Below are 15,628 nucleotides of genomic sequence, written 5' to 3'. Positions count from 1 at the left end.
CGAGATGAGTAAATTAAATTCCCAACTGTCCTTTGCTGCTATTCATGAGCTGGCCGAAGGGATCCGAACAAGGGAAATATCCCCGGTAGAGATTACAGAACATGCGCTTCATCGCATCGAACGTTTGAATCCGAAACTGAACGTTTTCGTTACCCAAACGTCCGAGCTGGCGGTTGAACAAGCGAAGCAAGCGGAACGCGATATTATGCATGGTCGGTATAAAGGGCTCCTTCACGGGATTCCCATCGTTCATAAGGATCTATATTACACGAAAGGGATCCGAACAACTGCCGGTTCAATAATATTGAACAGCTTCGTCCCCGATTACGATTCGACGGTTGCAACTAAGCTACATGAGGCTGGCACGGTTCTGCTGGGCAAAGTACAGACTCACGAGTTCGCTGCGGGATTAACAACAACTAGCCCGCACTTCGGTCCTTGCCTCAATCCGTGGAACACTGAACTTGTAACGGGAGGTTCAAGCGGCGGCTCGGCTTCTGCTTTGGCGGCTGGACTTGCTTATCTGGGCACAGGCTCGGATACCGGAGGCTCGATCCGCATACCCGCCGCCTTGTGCGGGGTCGTAGGGATGAAGCCGACGTACGGTCGGGTCAGTCGGTATGGTATCATTCCAATGGCCTGGTCACTGGACCACTCAGGTCCGTTGACCCGAAGCGTCATGGATGCGTCCCTGTGCTTGGATGTGATGTCAGGCTTCGATCCGAAGGATGAATCGACGGTCGATCTGCCTGCGCCAGGTATCAAGATGTATCCGAATGGTCTCAGGGGGGTACGTATCGGATTGCCGACAAGCTACTATTACGAGGATTTGATGCCGGAAGTGGAAGCCGCGATGAAGGCCGCTATCAATAAATTCCGAGAACTGGGAGCGGAAATCATCGAAGTCAGCCTGCCCATGATCAAACATGTTAAAAGCGCGACGATGGCCATTATGATGACGGAAATGTACTCGAACCACGAGAAGTGGCTTGAGACAGAATTAGAACAGTATGGTCCGGATGTCCGAATGTTTCTTGAAAGCAGCAGAGATATTCCGGCTTCCATTTACCTCCAGTCTCAGCGGGCCCGACAACTAATTGTCAATGATTTTTTGAATGCATTGTCCGGAATCGACATCCTGTTGACGCCGACAACACCGATCACCGCGCCACGTGCAGATGATAATGCTAGTGTATTCAGATTGAACTCATTTACGGTTCCGACCAATTTGACCGGCTTGCCTAGCCTGAGCATGCCTTGCGGGTTCTCACCTTCCGGTCTGCCGATTAATATGCAATTGATTGGCCGCCCCTTCGAAGAAGCGACAGTACTAGGTATCGGCAATACTTATGAGATGAATACCGACTGGCACAAGAGACATCCAGATTTGTAAGCCTGACTAAATTTGATGGAGGGTATCCTATGGAACAGAAGCAACTTAACTCTGAAGTTAACAGGAAAGCATCGACCGAAACCGGAACAGAAACGACGAGCGACAACAAAAAAGCGTACGAGCAGTTTATTCCTACGATCGCAAGTTTGATGGAACTGGACCTAACGGGCATTGAACCGCAATTGCCTCCAATTTACAAAAAGTACTATACCAAGAAATAAAAAAAGTTTATCGGTCACCCAATGAATGTATTTTTAATTTTCACGAAATGTATGATAATATGAATTGACGGACAACATGTCCCATACACGAAAAAACGGACATATTGTCCGTTTTTCACATTAAATAACGGTTAATTTAAGATAAAGGGAGATGTTTATAGTGAATTCAGAATCGCAATCTGCCTCTCCGAAAATTCCCAGAGAGGAGTTAAACCGAAGACGAATTTTGGCGTCAGCTAGAGAACTTTTCATCAAAAACGGTGTTGACAATGTCAATATGCATCAGATTGCGAAGACTGCTGGAGTAGGTCAAGCAAGCCTATACCGCCGCTACTCGGATAAGGGCGACATCTGTCTGGAGATCGCGTGTGAAGAGTACCAACCCTTGTTTGATGAAGTTCAAGCATTTCTTGATCAATCCCCAGAAACCGCTGCCTTGGACCGGCTTTACCATGTAATAGTAAGATATGTTTCTTTTTTAGAGGCAAAAGTTCCTTGGCTCTGTGAGGTCGGTCGGGCCTCAACCGGGCATCGTCCGTTACAATCTCCGTTATGTCAATGGATGCGCAATATAAGCAGAAATCTGCTAAATGAGGCCGTTGAACAGGGAGACGTATCCGGAGTGGACATTCCATATACCATTGAAGCCCTGCTGGCCGTGCTTCACAATATCGATTACCATCTCCAAGATGAAGGCTTTACGAGCCAACGAGTTCTTGATGGATTACAACGCATATTTATTGAAGGTATAAAAGCTCATAGACGTTAATTGAGGGGCTGGCCCAAAGCCACATAACCTTGATGAGGGATAGTCCTGCCGAGACATTCAGTCTCCGCACTAGAACTTATTTTGTTAATGTGATTGCTAGCGGGGGGATTCATTCCACAGCAGAAGATATGGTACGATTCTCGCAAATATTTATGGGACAGACAAACAATATTCTTTAAGACAAGTCGGTTCGGGCGATGGAACAGGAGGAATACAAGAAAGGCATTTGGCCAGAGCTTCCTGAGAAAAATATGGCAGCTGCTGTGTTAACTTCCGGCGGTAATAGTGGAACAAATCAACTGTTGGCAAGCGAATTGTTGCTGCAAGCACTCAAGGAAAAGGACGAAATCAAGAGCTTCAAGCCGGACAAATCATTTGCTAAGCCCGTAAAGACCAGGGTACCGCAAGCTGTAATGAAGCAAGCAGGCTATTACGCCAGCAGTGATTCACAGTTCCGAGAGCGAGGACGGAGAGCTGACCATTCCTGTCGATAAGGAGACGAACACTTCAGATGAAGCTTTATAAACGAGAATGGAACCTCCAAGGTCAAATTCGTCACCGAGAAGAATGGACGCACATATTTGTGGAAGAGAAGCTATGAGTCGTTGCCGGGATTGGGGCAGCTAGCTGCGTCAGAATTGACACATCATATATGTCTAATGACACAAATGTGCCCCCATTACGAAAAGTACTAAAGCCTGATTCTCTGGGCTTTTTTTTATTTTATGGGGTTTGATTTGTGTCATTAAAAAATGCACAAAAGTGACCCCATTGTAGGATTTTGACGCAAATGTGGAGACATTTTGGAGAAGAAAGATACAGATAAATCCCTGAAGTGCACGATTTAAAGCGCATACCGTGAACGTTGGACCAGTGCAGCAGTATGATTGACAGCCATGTGTGTATAAATTGCTGAAAACTCTTTAATCCTCGATACGCTGCTCTCTAGCGGCAAGATCATTTTTACTAATTTCCTAGTAGCATTTAATCAGGTATAAACGGTGTCGAGTGACAACAAAATATACAGATTGTCGAAAAGAGCCATGAATATAAGCCGATTATCGTTCTTTTTATATTAAGAATTCTATTCTATAACCATAATCAGATGAATCACACACGATAACCCCGAGTCAAATGGAATCCGGATGTCGAGATACGTAACAATCATTTTTCCAGAATTCCAACCCGCGGCATCCTTGCGACCAGTTCCGGAAAAGTCCTAATTGAAGATAATCAGTTCGAACGTACCGTTATGAGCGGGATCCTGATTGGCGAATGACGCGAGTAGCTGGTTTGAATCCGGGAGGGTGAATGATGTTATCATTCGTAGAAACCGATTTATCGAATGCGGGGGGCAGAGAGCATCCCGAGCTTTATATCGTGCCAGAAAACCGCAGCGTCGATGTCAATCAACCAGTTCATGAGCACATTCTTATTGAAGAAAACTACTTTCACTGGCCTCGGTTTTTTTGATTTATGGATACATGTTCTTGTCCCGAGCGAAGGACAAGAACATGTATCCATTGCCGAAAAGGGACAAGAACATGGTATTATTGCCGATTTGATAATTAACTAAAATTTGAAAACCAGTATCAGACACTCGATAAAGAGCAATTATCCGTCTATGATGGAACCATGCTGAAGTATTATTATTATGAGGACCGTCCTGTTAAAGCCCCGTTCACCGAAAAAAAGTAAAAGGATGGAGTGGGCATATCCAGGAGATATTTCCCAGAGCTATTCTCCCCAATATGCTGGAGTATTTAAACAAACAAGGATATGCCAAGAAATAAAAGGACCTTTAGAGATGTGGACACCTCAATTTCACCATGTTATAGTTAGTCTGCTAAATATACTTTATGAGTTGAGGGTAAACTATGAACGATAAGGTTGATTGTGATATTCGTCGGTCGTTAGATCGAATTTCTTCCCAAATGCGCCGGGATTATAGTGAATCTTTAAGGGAACTTAATCTTTATGTAGGCCAGGAGAATTTGCTTTATCGGCTGTGGTTAGGTGATGGTATTACACAAATGCAAATAAGCGAACATCTGAATTGTGAACCACCTACGGTAACCAACATGGTTAAGTCACTGGAGCAAAACGGATTTTTATACCGTAAACGTGATGAACTAGATGCAAGGGTTATGCGAATTTTTCTAACTGAAAGGGCAAAGAGTTAGAGGAGCCGGTTGATTTTAAATGGAGAGAGGAGCAAGATAAATTACTACATTCCATTTTACCGGATGAACACCTGCTTTTACGAAAGCTTTTGAAGCAAATAGAGAGAAACTTATTATAAGTTTCTCTCTATTTGTTTAGCAGGCTGAAGACCGTGTATACCGCACCTGATGAGGAAGTGGCCCGAGCTGTCAAGGGCAACGTCGCAACAATAACAAATGTTTAGCTGGTACCTGCAGTCTATTTTTCTTTGAAAATGTCGCGGGACAAGAACTTAGTACCTTTGCCGAAAAGGACAAGAACATTGTGTCATCTCCGAATAGTCAGATATCTAATTTTTTTCTGCTCGCTAATTAACCCGAAAATGTTCCTTGAAGATTAGAGCTAAGATTAAGTATTATCGCCGTATTCTTTACCGAAGTCCTCCATCTTTTTAAGAATGGGCAGTAACTTCATTCCTTTATTTGTTAACGAGTATTCGACTCGTGGAGGAACCTCTGGATAAACATCACGTTTAATAACACCCTCCTTCTCTAATTCCTTAAGTTGTTTTGTTAGCGAGCCCTGAGATAGATCTCCAAGGAACTTTTTAATATCCGAATAACGACGTGTTTCATCTTTTAAGAACCATAATATAAAATACTTCCACCGTCCGGAAAGAACGTTTTGGGTGAAAGCTATCGCGTACATGTCGCTTTTTTCAGCCATAAAATCTTTATCAAATCCTTCATTACAAACTTTCATTGATATCTCTCCTAATCTATAGGTACAAATAGATGTACTATGTTCATTTAAATTGCCCTCTTTGCAAACCGAAACGAATACACTTATGATGGGGTCAACAACCAAAACAAAACCATTTTAGTTTACCTAAAATGTAAAAGAATAATAATCTTATTTTGGTTTTATAGTTAGCAGGCTAAGTAATCATTATATTTTTTAATCCTATAGTTAGCAAGCTAAATAATGAATATAACATAGAAAGGAGTAACTGATGTGAATACAGCAAACGGACTAAAGCTTTCGATTTTGGACTTTGTTCATATCTATAACGGAACTGCGGCAACGGAAAGTCTCCAGAACGTGACGGAAATGGTCCAATTAGCAGAACAGTGGGGATTCAACAGGTATTGGTTTACAGAACACCATAACACAACAAACTTGATGAGTACTTCTCCAGACTTGCTGAGCCTGCATGCAGCCGCTCACACCAGAAGCATTCGAGTAGGTTCAGGGGGAATCATGTTGCCTAATCACAGTCCCTTGAAAGTGATGGAGAATTTTACTCTTCTCGAAGGATTATATCCAGGGCGTGTTGATCTTGGGATTGGCCGAGCTTCAGGTACGGATGGCAGAACCATGTGGGCATTGTTAAGATCCCAAGAATTAATGGAGGTTAATGATTTTCCAGAGCAATTAGATAACTTGCTTTCCTTCTTTGCCCGTGACTTTAAAGCCAACCACCCGTTTAATCACATCCATCCTCCGGGGGATCATTCAATGGTTCCGGATATGTTTATGCTGGGATCTAGCGAGGGTGGATTACATTTTGCTTTGGAAAAAGGATTAGGGTTTGTATTCGCAGCTCATTTGGCACCACAACTGGCTATTCCTGTGTTGAGAGCTTATCGTTCGAATTTTAAGCCCTCGTCCTATTTAACTGAACCTCAAAGTATGTTAGCGACGATCGTTATTACAGCTGAAACGGAGGAAGAGGCTAAATATACCGCGGGGCCGGCGGAATTAATGTGGGCACAGATGAGTACAGGGACGAGAAATCTTACTTTTCCTACACCGGAAGAAGCCAAAAATCACAGATACACGCCTCATGAAGAGCTGGCTAGGGAACGTAATAAGGATCGCTTTGTGATTGGAAGTGTTGGACAAGTTGCAGAGCAGCTCAGTCAGCTTTCGAAAGCAAGTTTAGTGGATGAAATCATGATTGCAGACTTTTACCCCAATCAAGAGAGCCGTAAGAAAGGGCATGAATTATTGGCCAAAGAATTAGGCTTATCACAGGAAAATAAGTGAGCCCGTGAAAAGGAGATCATTCAAAAATGAAAGAAAGAATGCTTAAATTAGGAGGAATTATTGACGGCGTGGGTTGGAATCACACGGGTTGGAGACACCCCGCTATTCCGGCAGATGCCAGTGAAAATATTGAGTATTACGTACAGAAAGCCATACAACTTGAACAGGGAAAGTTCGATCTCATCTTTTTGGCAGATGTAAGTCATATTGGACCTGGCATGATCCCGCACTATCTAAGTATGTTTGAGGGCGTATCCATTTTGTCTGCACTAAGTATGGTAACACATTCCATTGGCTTGGCTGCAACCATAGCGACTTCATATGCTGATCCCTTTACAGTTGCCAGGCAAATTGCCTCACTCGACAAGATTAGCAAGGGCAGAGCAGGGTGGAATGCGATCACCTCGAATCCGGGAGGGTTAGCCAATTACAGTCGGTCCCATTTAAGAAAAGCAGATCTATATCCCATGAAAAAAGAGTTTTTGGAAATTGTTGAAGGCCTTTGGGATTCGTATGAAGACGATGCCTTTATACGTGATAAGGAACGAGGGGTATTCTATGATCCGCGTAAGATGCATCCTCTACATTATAACGGGAATTACTTCTCCGTGGAGGGTCCTTTAAATATCAGTCGATCGAGTCAAGGTAGACCGGTGGTCTTTCAAGCGGGTACTTCCCCGGAGTTCATGGATATTGCTGCACAGCATGCGGAAGTTATCATGGCTCCTGGACATGATTTGGAATACCTCAAAGCATTCACTGCTGAACTGAAACGTAGAGTACAAAATCAGGGCCGTTCACCACATGACCTGTTGCTGATGCCTTCTCACAATCCGATCGTTGGTAGAACGGAGAAAGAGGCTCTCGAAAAGCTAAAGGAAATCGAATCATGGATGCCTAAAGGTTATCGAATGCCGAAGCCTGGGTTGATAGGGTCGGCGGAGCACGTTTCCGAACAAATCGAACATTGGTATCGAGCAGGCGTCATGGATATCTTGCTCATCAGACAAGATCATCCAGCAGGGTTTAAGGACTTCATTAAATTGGTTGTTCCCATCTTGCAAGATAAAGGCATATTCCGCAAGGAATATGAGGACGACACGCTTCGGGGGAATTTAGGTCTACCTTACCCTGAAAATAAATACACGAAGTAATCTTGCTAAATAAAATGAGAGGGGGGATGAATGACAGATCAAGTGGATTGTGATATTCGACAAACGTTAGATCGAGTTTCCTCTCAGATGCGTCGACATTATAGCGAATTACTAAGAGAACTTAACCTTTATGTTGGTCAAGATAATTTACTGTATCGCTTGTGGTTAGATGATGGAATCACACAAATGAAACTCTGTGAACATCTAAAATGTGAACCTCCTACGGTTACCAATATGGTTAAATCATTAGAGCAAAATGGGTTTATTACCAGGAAACGTGATGAACACGACGCAAGAGTAATGCGAATTTATCTCACCGACAAAGGAAAAGAATTAGAGATCCCGGTTGATGTCAAATGGAAAGTACAACAAGGAAAATTACTACACGCCATTTCAATAGAAGATTGTTTGATCCTCCGACGATTAATCAAGAAATTAGAGAGGAATTTATCTTGAGTTGTCCATCATCTATATGCATATAAAAAAGCTGAATTTTCACAATGAGGAGAGGTTACTTTTTAGAAACAATTGCTATAATTGGCGCTGGGCCCGGCCTGGGTTTCTCACTGGCTAAAACATTTGGAAAACATGGTTTTTGCATTGCTATGGTGTCCAGAAGTCAGGACAAGCTTAATCAATACGCAGAACAGTTGAATGGGATGGGAATAGAGGCAAAGGGCTTCGCCGCGGATATTACCAACAAGATGCAACTAACCGCAGCATTTCAACAAATTAGAAATACATTCGGCACAATTGACGTGGTGGAATTCAGTCCACATAACGGAAATGTACAAGTGACACCTGTCCTGGAAACGAGAGACGAAAGCGCACATCATATTTTCAGTAATGTAGTTATTGGAGCTATTAATACCGCTAGACAAGTTGTCCCAGAAATGATTGCACGTGGTCAAGGCGCGATTCTTTTTACAAGTGAACTCTCTGCCATGATTCCAAGTTCCATGTTTGGAAATTCAGGGATAGGTATGTCCGGCTTGCGGAACTATATTCTTAATTTGCATGAGGCATTGCTATCTCACTTGTTGGGCATCTTTCCATTAGTCCACTTATGAAGAAAGATTCGAGTTTTGATCCGGATCAGGTAGCCGCAGCATGGTATACCCTATACGAAAACAGAACACAGGCGGAAGAGACTTTCCCTAAGAGTATAAAGCAATTGATGAATTAACATGAGTGATTAATCTATTGAAGGTCAGGGTACGGCTGAAATAACACATTTAAAAATAAGGGGATGTTTTACATTGAGTAAGAAAATTCGTACAGGAATCATAGGGGCTTCAATTAATAATGGGTGGGCGAGAGGTACGCATATTCCAGCCATTGAGCATTTGGATGAGTTTGAGCTTACAGCAGTGGGGACAAGTAATATGGCGAGTGCGAAGAAAAGCGTAGAAGCTTTCTACGCAGATTACGGCTTTGATAACATGGAGGAGCTGGCTCAACATCCTGATGTGGACATGGTCGTTGTCAGTATTAACGTTAAGGAACATTATAACGCCGTTAAAGCCATCGCGCCTGCTGGAAAACCAATCTATTGCGAATGGCCACTGGGATCCAATACGGCTGAAGCACTTGAAATGCAGGAATGGGTAGCGTCCGCTAAATTGCCAAATGCGATTGGATTACAGGCCAGACAAGCCCCGGCCGTTCAGTATGTGAAAGATTTATTGGCAGAAGGTTATGTGGGGAAAGTGTTGTCTGCCAGTTTGAAGATCTCCATTGATAGCATGGGCGGCATGGGCGACAAGTCAAGTGCGTACCTATTTGACCGGAAGATTGGAGGGAACTTGCTGACCATTGTAGGTGGACATAATCTGGATGCATTTACCTATATGCTTGGAGATTTTACCGAACTTTCTTCCATCACAGCACAGCAATTTCCTGAAGTTGAATTGGTGGATATTCAGAAAGTCATCAAGAAGACGACAGATGATCAAATACTGATTACTGGAAAATTAACGAGTGGTGCAGCAGCGAGTGTTCATATTCAAGGTGGAGTCAAACATCAGACAGGACTAACGCTTGAAATTTTTGGGGATCAGGGGACAATCGTGCTGAGTGCGCCTGCATCCATTCAATTCGGATCACACCAATTACGCGGTGCTGGAGCTACTGACAACGTCCTTCGTGAACTAACCATTCCGGATTCCTATTACTGGGGCCCGCAATCTCTAAAAAATGACTCCGGATTTGTTCTGAATATGGCTCAGGCTTATCGTAAATTCGCGCAAGATATTCAAGAAGGCACTACCTCTGCACCTACTTTCGCGGATGCGGTGAAACTTCATCAGTTTCTGGATGCCGTCGAAAAATCAGCACAGACCGGTGATCGTCAATATTTCTATACACACAATTAAAAAAATCCGTAGCAATTAAGCACATTGTATTGCTCTCATTACATCGTTTCGTTCTTACACATCTCAACCCCTGACGGAGGAACAAAGAGATGCAATCTTTCAGGCAGCTAGTCAAACTTCATCGTTCAGTCTTCTACAGGCTGTGTCCATTATTCGAATCACAGATCAACCTCGGCTGCCTCAATCCATGGTATTATTTGAAAATCAGTATCAATCTCTAGATCAAGATAAATTAGCTACCTATGATGAGGCGATGTTGAAGTATTATGAAAATCGATCGACCAAAGCCCCCTTCAGCGTGAAAAAAGTAAAAGGATGGAGTGACCACATTCAGGATCATCTCCAGAGAAGTATTAATCCTCAAGTGCTGGATTATTTGAAAAAGCAAGGATTTGCCAAAAAATAAATGTTACGACAAAGCCAAACTCCCTGAGCTTTAGAGTTGCCCCCCATAGGCGGTAGCTCTAAGGTAAACTGACAACTGTAATATATCGTGATGAATTTAGTATGCTAAATATCATTTGAACGATAGGAAGGGATAAATCATGACAGATGCGATTGATTATAATATTCGACAGTCGTAAGGGTGGAATTCCTCCAAATGTGTCGGAATTAGTGAGTCTCTAGGTAATTTAATCTCCATGTAGGACAAGAGAAATTGTTCTATTGTCTGTGTGATGGGTAATTCAGATGCAACTGTGTGAAAACTTGAAATGTGAGCCACCAAGGGGAACGAACATGGTTAAATCACTGGACCAAAACTATCTGACCGATCTGGAAAAATCAGAACAGATGTAACTTCGTTGGTTGATTGAAATCATTAAGTTAACGGGAACCGATAGCTATTTGAACTCTTCAGGATTAGTAAGAGATGCAAAAGTAAATGAAGCGGCATTAGTGGCTGCGATTTTATAGGCCAATTTTATAAATTACAATAGAAAAGCCGTAGCTGCTGTTACGTAACTACGGCTCACTTTTTCGATTAGTACAGGTTTATCATTTGAACAACACGCTCTGCTATACTTCGTTCTGTTAGTTTAGTTTGTTCAGCAGTATGCAGAGTAACTGCTTCATTAATCATGTTGGCATAGATTTGTACGTACAAAGTACGTTCATCTTCATCAGAGTATATCTCCTGCATACAAAGATTAAAATAATGCTTTAGTGCAATGACTAACTTTGAAGAGAGTAGAGGGATAATTTTTTTATAGTTCCGGCGACATTTCTTTTTGACTTGTTGATGATACTCAAATGCTGCGAATACTAATTGCATCATATTGTCTCTTGTAAATGCACACACACCATTAGTATGTTGTTGAATAAGTTCTTCCGCTGATTTTCTTATAATCTCATCCAACAATTCATATTTATCTTGGAAATGAGCATAGAAAGTTGCCCTATTGATTTGGGCCCGCTCCGTTAAATTTTGTATTGTGATTTTATCAAAATCTTTTTCTTCCATCAGTTCAAAAAGTGCCTCGAAAATGGATTCTCTTGTTCGAGTTGTACGAATATTTCTTACTTTAAGTCCCATTGATCTATCTCCCTTTTTTAAACCAACAAATGGCTCGCATTGTTGGTTGTTCCTCAATGATGTTCCGGATACAATTGAACTACTAAAGCAACTATTGTTGTAATAGTATAATACTCAGAAGGTGGTTAGTCCATTCAGAAACTTTAAAGTACAAGGTTAATAGTAAGTACCAATTATATCTAACAATGTATGTAATAAAATTTCAAAATAAATAAAAAACCGAATATTGGAGGTAATTTAAATGAAACTTACAGGAAACACGATCTTCATTACAGGTGGCGGTTCAGGAATTGGACGTGCATTGGCAGAAGCTTTACACAACCTTGGAAACAAAGTAATCATCTCGGGTAGAAGAAAAGAGCGTCTGGAGGAAGTACTAAGTGCTAATCCCGGAATATCTGCAGTAGAACTGGACATACAGGATCTTTCCAGTATTGAGGCAACCGCTAAGCAACTTATTCGGGACTTTCCTGATTTGAATGTCTTATTTAATAACGCCGGCATCATGCTTTTTGATGAGGCTGCGGGTGTGATTAATGAAGAGGTTCTGGTTTCGACGGTCTCAACAAACTTTCTTGGACCAATTCGAATGACGTCTTCGTTAATCGAACATTTGAAGTCTAAAGAAGAAGCCGTGATCATTAATACGACTTCTTCAATCGGGTTTATTCCGTACGCAGCGACTGCGGTGTATTCGGCGACCAAAGCAGCGCTCCATTCCTATACCTTATCACAACGTTATTTGCTTAAAGATACAACAGTAAAAGTATTAGAAATCATACCACCTGGGGTTCAAACGGAACTCATGACAGATCTTAGTGAGGATCCACATGCGATGCCACTTGAAGCATTCATTAAAGAGACAATAAGATTACTCGGTACGGATGCTGAAGAGATTCTAGTGGAACAAGCGAAAATGATTCGTGATCATCAAGGTCCGAATGAAGGCGCTTTTGTAACGCAACTTAACGATATGGCGAGCCAAGCAGCAACAGACCATTAAGTTCATCCTTCTATGACTGTCGGTTTCATTGTTACCAAGCTATGTTTTATTTAAAGTCTATAGCAAATAAAAAAATATCGTTGGGAGAGAGTCAATTGATCTTGAGTATTGGCGTAAGAAGGACTTCTCTAGAAGTCGTTGATCGTTTTGATCTTGATGGTAAACATGCGATAGTAACCGGCGGACTTTTCAAAAATTGGTCTTCAGACTGCCCTTGCATTAGTCTCTACAGGTGCTACCGTCACCGTACTTGCTCGTTTACCTGAGCAAGCAAGTTCTGCGTTCGCCCATATTCTAGATGTGGAGATTGAAATCATAGATCTGACGAACTCTTATCTAAGATATTTTTGCTTTTGTTTTGTGACGATCCATGGTTGTGAAAGCCATGGACCGTCACAATGTAATAATAGTTTTTATTCGTGAAAAATGATCTTAAGCATTTAATACGCAAATCAGTACAAGTCTTGTCCTTTGTCAAGTGATGTAACTGGCTCTATAAAAGATTTCTGACTATAAACCTTAAGTGATGGACTAATAAAGTAATGATTTGCTAAAAAATTACGAAAATCCCAACTTCCTTAACTCCAAAGTTGCCCCTATTAGGCGGTAACTCTAAGGTGAATTGACACTTTAATATCATCGTGATACATTTAGTCTGCTAAATATCATTCGGATGACAGGACGGGATAATTCATGACAGATGCAGTAGATTGTGATATTCGACAGTCGTTAGATCGGATTTCCTCCCAAATGCGTCGGAATTATAGTGAATCTCTTAGGGAACTTAATCTCTATGTAGGGCAAGATAATTTGTTGTATCGTCTGTGGTTGGGTGATGGGGTAACACAAATGCAACTGTGTGAACACTTGAAATGTGAGCCGCCAACGGTAACGAACATGGTTAAATCACTGGAGCAGAACGGATTCATATATCGTAAACGTGATGGACAAGATGCCCGGATCATGCGTATTTATCTAACGGACAAAGGAAAAGAATTAGAAAAGCCTGTTGAGATTAAATGGAGGGAGCAGCAGGATAAATTGCTTCAATCCATATCGACGGAAGATCGGTTGATATTAAGACAGCTAATGCAACAAATGGAGAGGAATTTAATATGACTCTCAATTCTTTGATATATATTTAGCTTGCTAAATAGTATTCTGATCAAATTTGCCAAACTTTGATGAGAGCAGCTCATCTAGCAGCAATTGCCCGAATCAATACGAAACCGCTAAACAAGATATTCAATCAATGATATCGTATATACCACAAAAAGTTGCGATGCTGAACATTGAGTAATCCAAGTGATGAACATAAGTTCCTTCAAAAAACAGAGACACATTAAGTAGCATTATGCAGGACAGTTTTCGTATTTCGAATACATTTCGAAAGGCCGTGAGGAGACGTGTATGTCCATTGACAAGGAATTGCGTGAAGATCCATGGATTGTTCTCCTTTCTTCGGGTTTATTACTAGTTATGTTGGGCTCAGTGGAATATACCTCATCATCCAGTCGGTGGAGGGATCTAAAGTGTCTGTGCTAAGATGAGAGTAAATTATGATTCAAGCTGGGGAACAAGGCTAGAAGGGATGCACATACGATGAAGTTCCTTTGGCGTCATCATTTTTGTGGTGAATAAAGCCATCGATTACTACAGCTTCATTACCATTGAAAAACAGATGATGGAGAAGGCGAATCTGTCCGAGTTGTCCTTCCGTGAGGTGTTGGCACAGCATAGATCGTCGACAGGAGAGCCGCAGACAAAAGAAATCGTCAGACTTGCTCTTGAGAAGCTGAAAGCTTCAGGCAAGGAAGTACGTATCTATGATAGCTCCAAGCAGTTGCTGGGCTTGGCTGTGGATGGCATCATCATTCATGATGGCAAACCTCTTATTTTTGAAAAGAATATTGAGAAAGCGCGTGGAGAGCATTCAGATCTACAGTCTTCTGGACTAATATTTAGTGATCGATGTTGGTAAGCCATTCATACGATTCACCTTTAATACCTGCCTGGGAGAGGGGCAGGTATTTTCTCGTGTATAGACTCGCACATGTTTTTAACATTTTATAATACGTAGCTGAGCATGGTCGAAAGAAGAACCGAGTGCGTAAAGCTGATGCCCGCATAAACGGAGTAATAAAGTGTTCGAGGCTGCGAATGTTGAGTTATTTATTTGCAACGATCGCAAACATCGGTCTGTGTCGATTCAGAATTTGTTCACCTCTATGATACAGTTCACTATCGAATCCTTGATGAATTTGGATTTGGGCAAAGCCAATTGAACGAAGCATTTCGCTGTCCCATTCAGGTCTCCTTACATAGCTCAATGGCAAAGTAAGTGCCAGTTGGTCTCCTTCTTCGACATCCTTCTCTGGGCGGTACGGCACGTACCCTTTCGCGGCAGCCTCCTCCTTGTCTTTTTGAAAAAGCTCTGCCTCCTTCGGATCAGATAAAAATAAATTCCAATTCGCATCAAAAATAATAACCTGGCCTCCGTCATTAAGCATTCCATGCCAATTTTGATATGCAGCTACAGGATTGTACAGGAACCAGGTCACATTTCGTGAAATGATGATATCATATTTTTCTTCTGTCTTATATTCTATAATATCTGTCTCAATAACCTGGATACTGCAATTATATTTTTGGGCGTTTTGAATAGCCCTAGCCACCATCTCCGGAGAAGAATCAATAGCAGTAACCTGATGCCCCATCTGGCTGAGCAGAACCGCGAAGAAACCAGGCCCGGTACCTACATCGAGCACTTTTAAATTACTTTTCCCGGACAAAAAATGACTCAGAATTCCCTTCCATTGATCATATCGGTTGGACGCAAATTCGGCATCCACAATTTCATCATAGACAGCTGCTCCTTTGTCCCAATAATCCCGATATTGTTGTACAAGTTTATGCTTACTCACTAACATCGACTCCTTGTTATATAAAAAATTCCTTGCTAAACGT

The 15,628-nt window shown here is 41.9% G+C and carries 16 protein-coding genes and 1 pseudogene; 14 read left to right on the top strand and 3 right to left on the bottom strand.

Annotation, left to right across the window (positions count from 1 at the left end):
• The first annotated feature begins 4 nt into the window (after nucleotides 1-4).
• The 5 genes and pseudogenes from MHB49_RS17590 to MHB49_RS17570 all read left to right on the top strand — a co-directional run bounded on the left by MHB49_RS17590 (nucleotide 5) and on the right by MHB49_RS17570 (nucleotide 4,566).
• A complete protein-coding gene (locus MHB49_RS17590; protein WP_405152344.1) occupies nucleotides 5-1,393 on the top strand; it encodes an amidase in 1,389 nt (462 codons plus the stop codon).
• Between the two features lie 29 nt (nucleotides 1,394-1,422).
• Nucleotides 1,423-1,614, top strand: coding sequence for a hypothetical protein (locus MHB49_RS17585; protein ID WP_405152343.1), 192 nt, complete (start codon nucleotides 1,423-1,425; stop codon nucleotides 1,612-1,614).
• 151 nt (nucleotides 1,615-1,765) lie between these two features.
• Nucleotides 1,766-2,383 (top strand): TetR/AcrR family transcriptional regulator, encoded by a 618-nt coding sequence (locus tag MHB49_RS17580; RefSeq protein WP_405152342.1) that lies wholly within the window; start codon nucleotides 1,766-1,768, stop codon nucleotides 2,381-2,383.
• An 83-nt stretch (nucleotides 2,384-2,466) separates the two neighbouring features.
• Nucleotides 2,467-3,036, top strand: a pseudogene (locus MHB49_RS17575) (serine hydrolase); the annotation flags it as partial.
• A 1,224-nt stretch (nucleotides 3,037-4,260) separates the two neighbouring features.
• A complete protein-coding gene (locus tag MHB49_RS17570; protein WP_405152341.1) occupies nucleotides 4,261-4,566 on the top strand; it encodes a MarR family winged helix-turn-helix transcriptional regulator in 306 nt (101 codons plus the stop codon).
• Nucleotides 4,567-4,954: 388 nt separating this feature from the next.
• Here MHB49_RS17570 and MHB49_RS17565 read toward each other — a convergent pair whose 3' ends face one another.
• Nucleotides 4,955-5,308 carry a winged helix-turn-helix transcriptional regulator gene (locus MHB49_RS17565; RefSeq protein ID WP_405152340.1) on the bottom strand — a complete coding sequence of 118 codons (354 nt, stop codon included), beginning with the start codon at nucleotides 5,306-5,308 and terminating at the stop codon, nucleotides 4,955-4,957.
• Nucleotides 5,309-5,560: 252 nt separating this feature from the next.
• Here MHB49_RS17565 and MHB49_RS17560 point away from each other — a divergent pair, with 252 nt between their 5' ends.
• The 6 genes from MHB49_RS17560 to MHB49_RS17535 all read left to right on the top strand — a co-directional run bounded on the left by MHB49_RS17560 (nucleotide 5,561) and on the right by MHB49_RS17535 (nucleotide 10,530).
• Complete coding sequence (locus MHB49_RS17560) at nucleotides 5,561-6,595, top strand: LLM class flavin-dependent oxidoreductase (RefSeq protein WP_405152339.1); 1,035 nt, start codon at nucleotides 5,561-5,563, stop codon at nucleotides 6,593-6,595.
• Between the two features lie 26 nt (nucleotides 6,596-6,621).
• The gene (locus tag MHB49_RS17555; RefSeq protein ID WP_405152338.1) at nucleotides 6,622-7,749 is read left to right on the top strand and encodes an NtaA/DmoA family FMN-dependent monooxygenase; all 1,128 of its coding nucleotides are present in this window, start codon (nucleotides 6,622-6,624) and stop codon (nucleotides 7,747-7,749) included.
• A gap of 30 nt (nucleotides 7,750-7,779) precedes the next feature.
• Nucleotides 7,780-8,205 carry a MarR family winged helix-turn-helix transcriptional regulator gene (locus MHB49_RS17550; RefSeq protein WP_405152337.1) on the top strand — a complete coding sequence of 142 codons (426 nt, stop codon included), beginning with the start codon at nucleotides 7,780-7,782 and terminating at the stop codon, nucleotides 8,203-8,205.
• Between the two features lie 44 nt (nucleotides 8,206-8,249).
• The gene (locus MHB49_RS17545) at nucleotides 8,250-8,819 is read left to right on the top strand and encodes an SDR family NAD(P)-dependent oxidoreductase (RefSeq protein WP_405152336.1); all 570 of its coding nucleotides are present in this window, start codon (nucleotides 8,250-8,252) and stop codon (nucleotides 8,817-8,819) included.
• 189 nt (nucleotides 8,820-9,008) lie between these two features.
• Nucleotides 9,009-10,124, top strand: coding sequence for a Gfo/Idh/MocA family protein (locus tag MHB49_RS17540; protein ID WP_405152335.1), 1,116 nt, complete (start codon nucleotides 9,009-9,011; stop codon nucleotides 10,122-10,124).
• Nucleotides 10,125-10,311: 187 nt separating this feature from the next.
• Nucleotides 10,312-10,530, top strand: a complete 219-nt coding sequence (locus MHB49_RS17535) for a hypothetical protein (RefSeq protein ID WP_405152334.1) — start codon at nucleotides 10,312-10,314, stop codon at nucleotides 10,528-10,530.
• A gap of 576 nt (nucleotides 10,531-11,106) precedes the next feature.
• Here MHB49_RS17535 and MHB49_RS17530 read toward each other — a convergent pair.
• Nucleotides 11,107-11,658, bottom strand: a complete 552-nt coding sequence (locus tag MHB49_RS17530) for a TetR/AcrR family transcriptional regulator (protein WP_405152333.1) — start codon at nucleotides 11,656-11,658, stop codon at nucleotides 11,107-11,109.
• A 241-nt stretch (nucleotides 11,659-11,899) separates the two neighbouring features.
• Between MHB49_RS17530 and MHB49_RS17525 the strand changes: the two genes are divergently transcribed.
• The 3 genes from MHB49_RS17525 to MHB49_RS17515 all read left to right on the top strand — a co-directional run bounded on the left by MHB49_RS17525 (nucleotide 11,900) and on the right by MHB49_RS17515 (nucleotide 14,642).
• Nucleotides 11,900-12,661, top strand: coding sequence for an SDR family oxidoreductase (locus MHB49_RS17525; protein ID WP_405152332.1), 762 nt, complete (start codon nucleotides 11,900-11,902; stop codon nucleotides 12,659-12,661).
• 693 nt (nucleotides 12,662-13,354) lie between these two features.
• A complete protein-coding gene (locus MHB49_RS17520; RefSeq protein WP_192263006.1) occupies nucleotides 13,355-13,780 on the top strand; it encodes a MarR family winged helix-turn-helix transcriptional regulator in 426 nt (141 codons plus the stop codon).
• A gap of 514 nt (nucleotides 13,781-14,294) precedes the next feature.
• The gene (locus MHB49_RS17515; RefSeq protein ID WP_405152331.1) at nucleotides 14,295-14,642 is read left to right on the top strand and encodes a hypothetical protein; all 348 of its coding nucleotides are present in this window, start codon (nucleotides 14,295-14,297) and stop codon (nucleotides 14,640-14,642) included.
• Between the two features lie 187 nt (nucleotides 14,643-14,829).
• Here MHB49_RS17515 and MHB49_RS17510 read toward each other — a convergent pair whose 3' ends face one another.
• Entirely contained in the window at nucleotides 14,830-15,585 is a 756-nt protein-coding gene (locus MHB49_RS17510) for a class I SAM-dependent methyltransferase (protein WP_405152330.1), read from the bottom strand.
• Nucleotides 15,586-15,628 lie beyond the last annotated feature (43 nt).

The sequence above is a fragment of the Paenibacillus sp. FSL K6-0108 genome (genome assembly GCF_045040695.1).
Lineage (GTDB): Bacteria > Bacillota > Bacilli > Paenibacillales > Paenibacillaceae > Paenibacillus > Paenibacillus pabuli_B.
The sequence above is the reverse complement of the archived record's forward strand: the minus strand, read 5'-3'. Positions and strand labels throughout refer to the sequence as shown.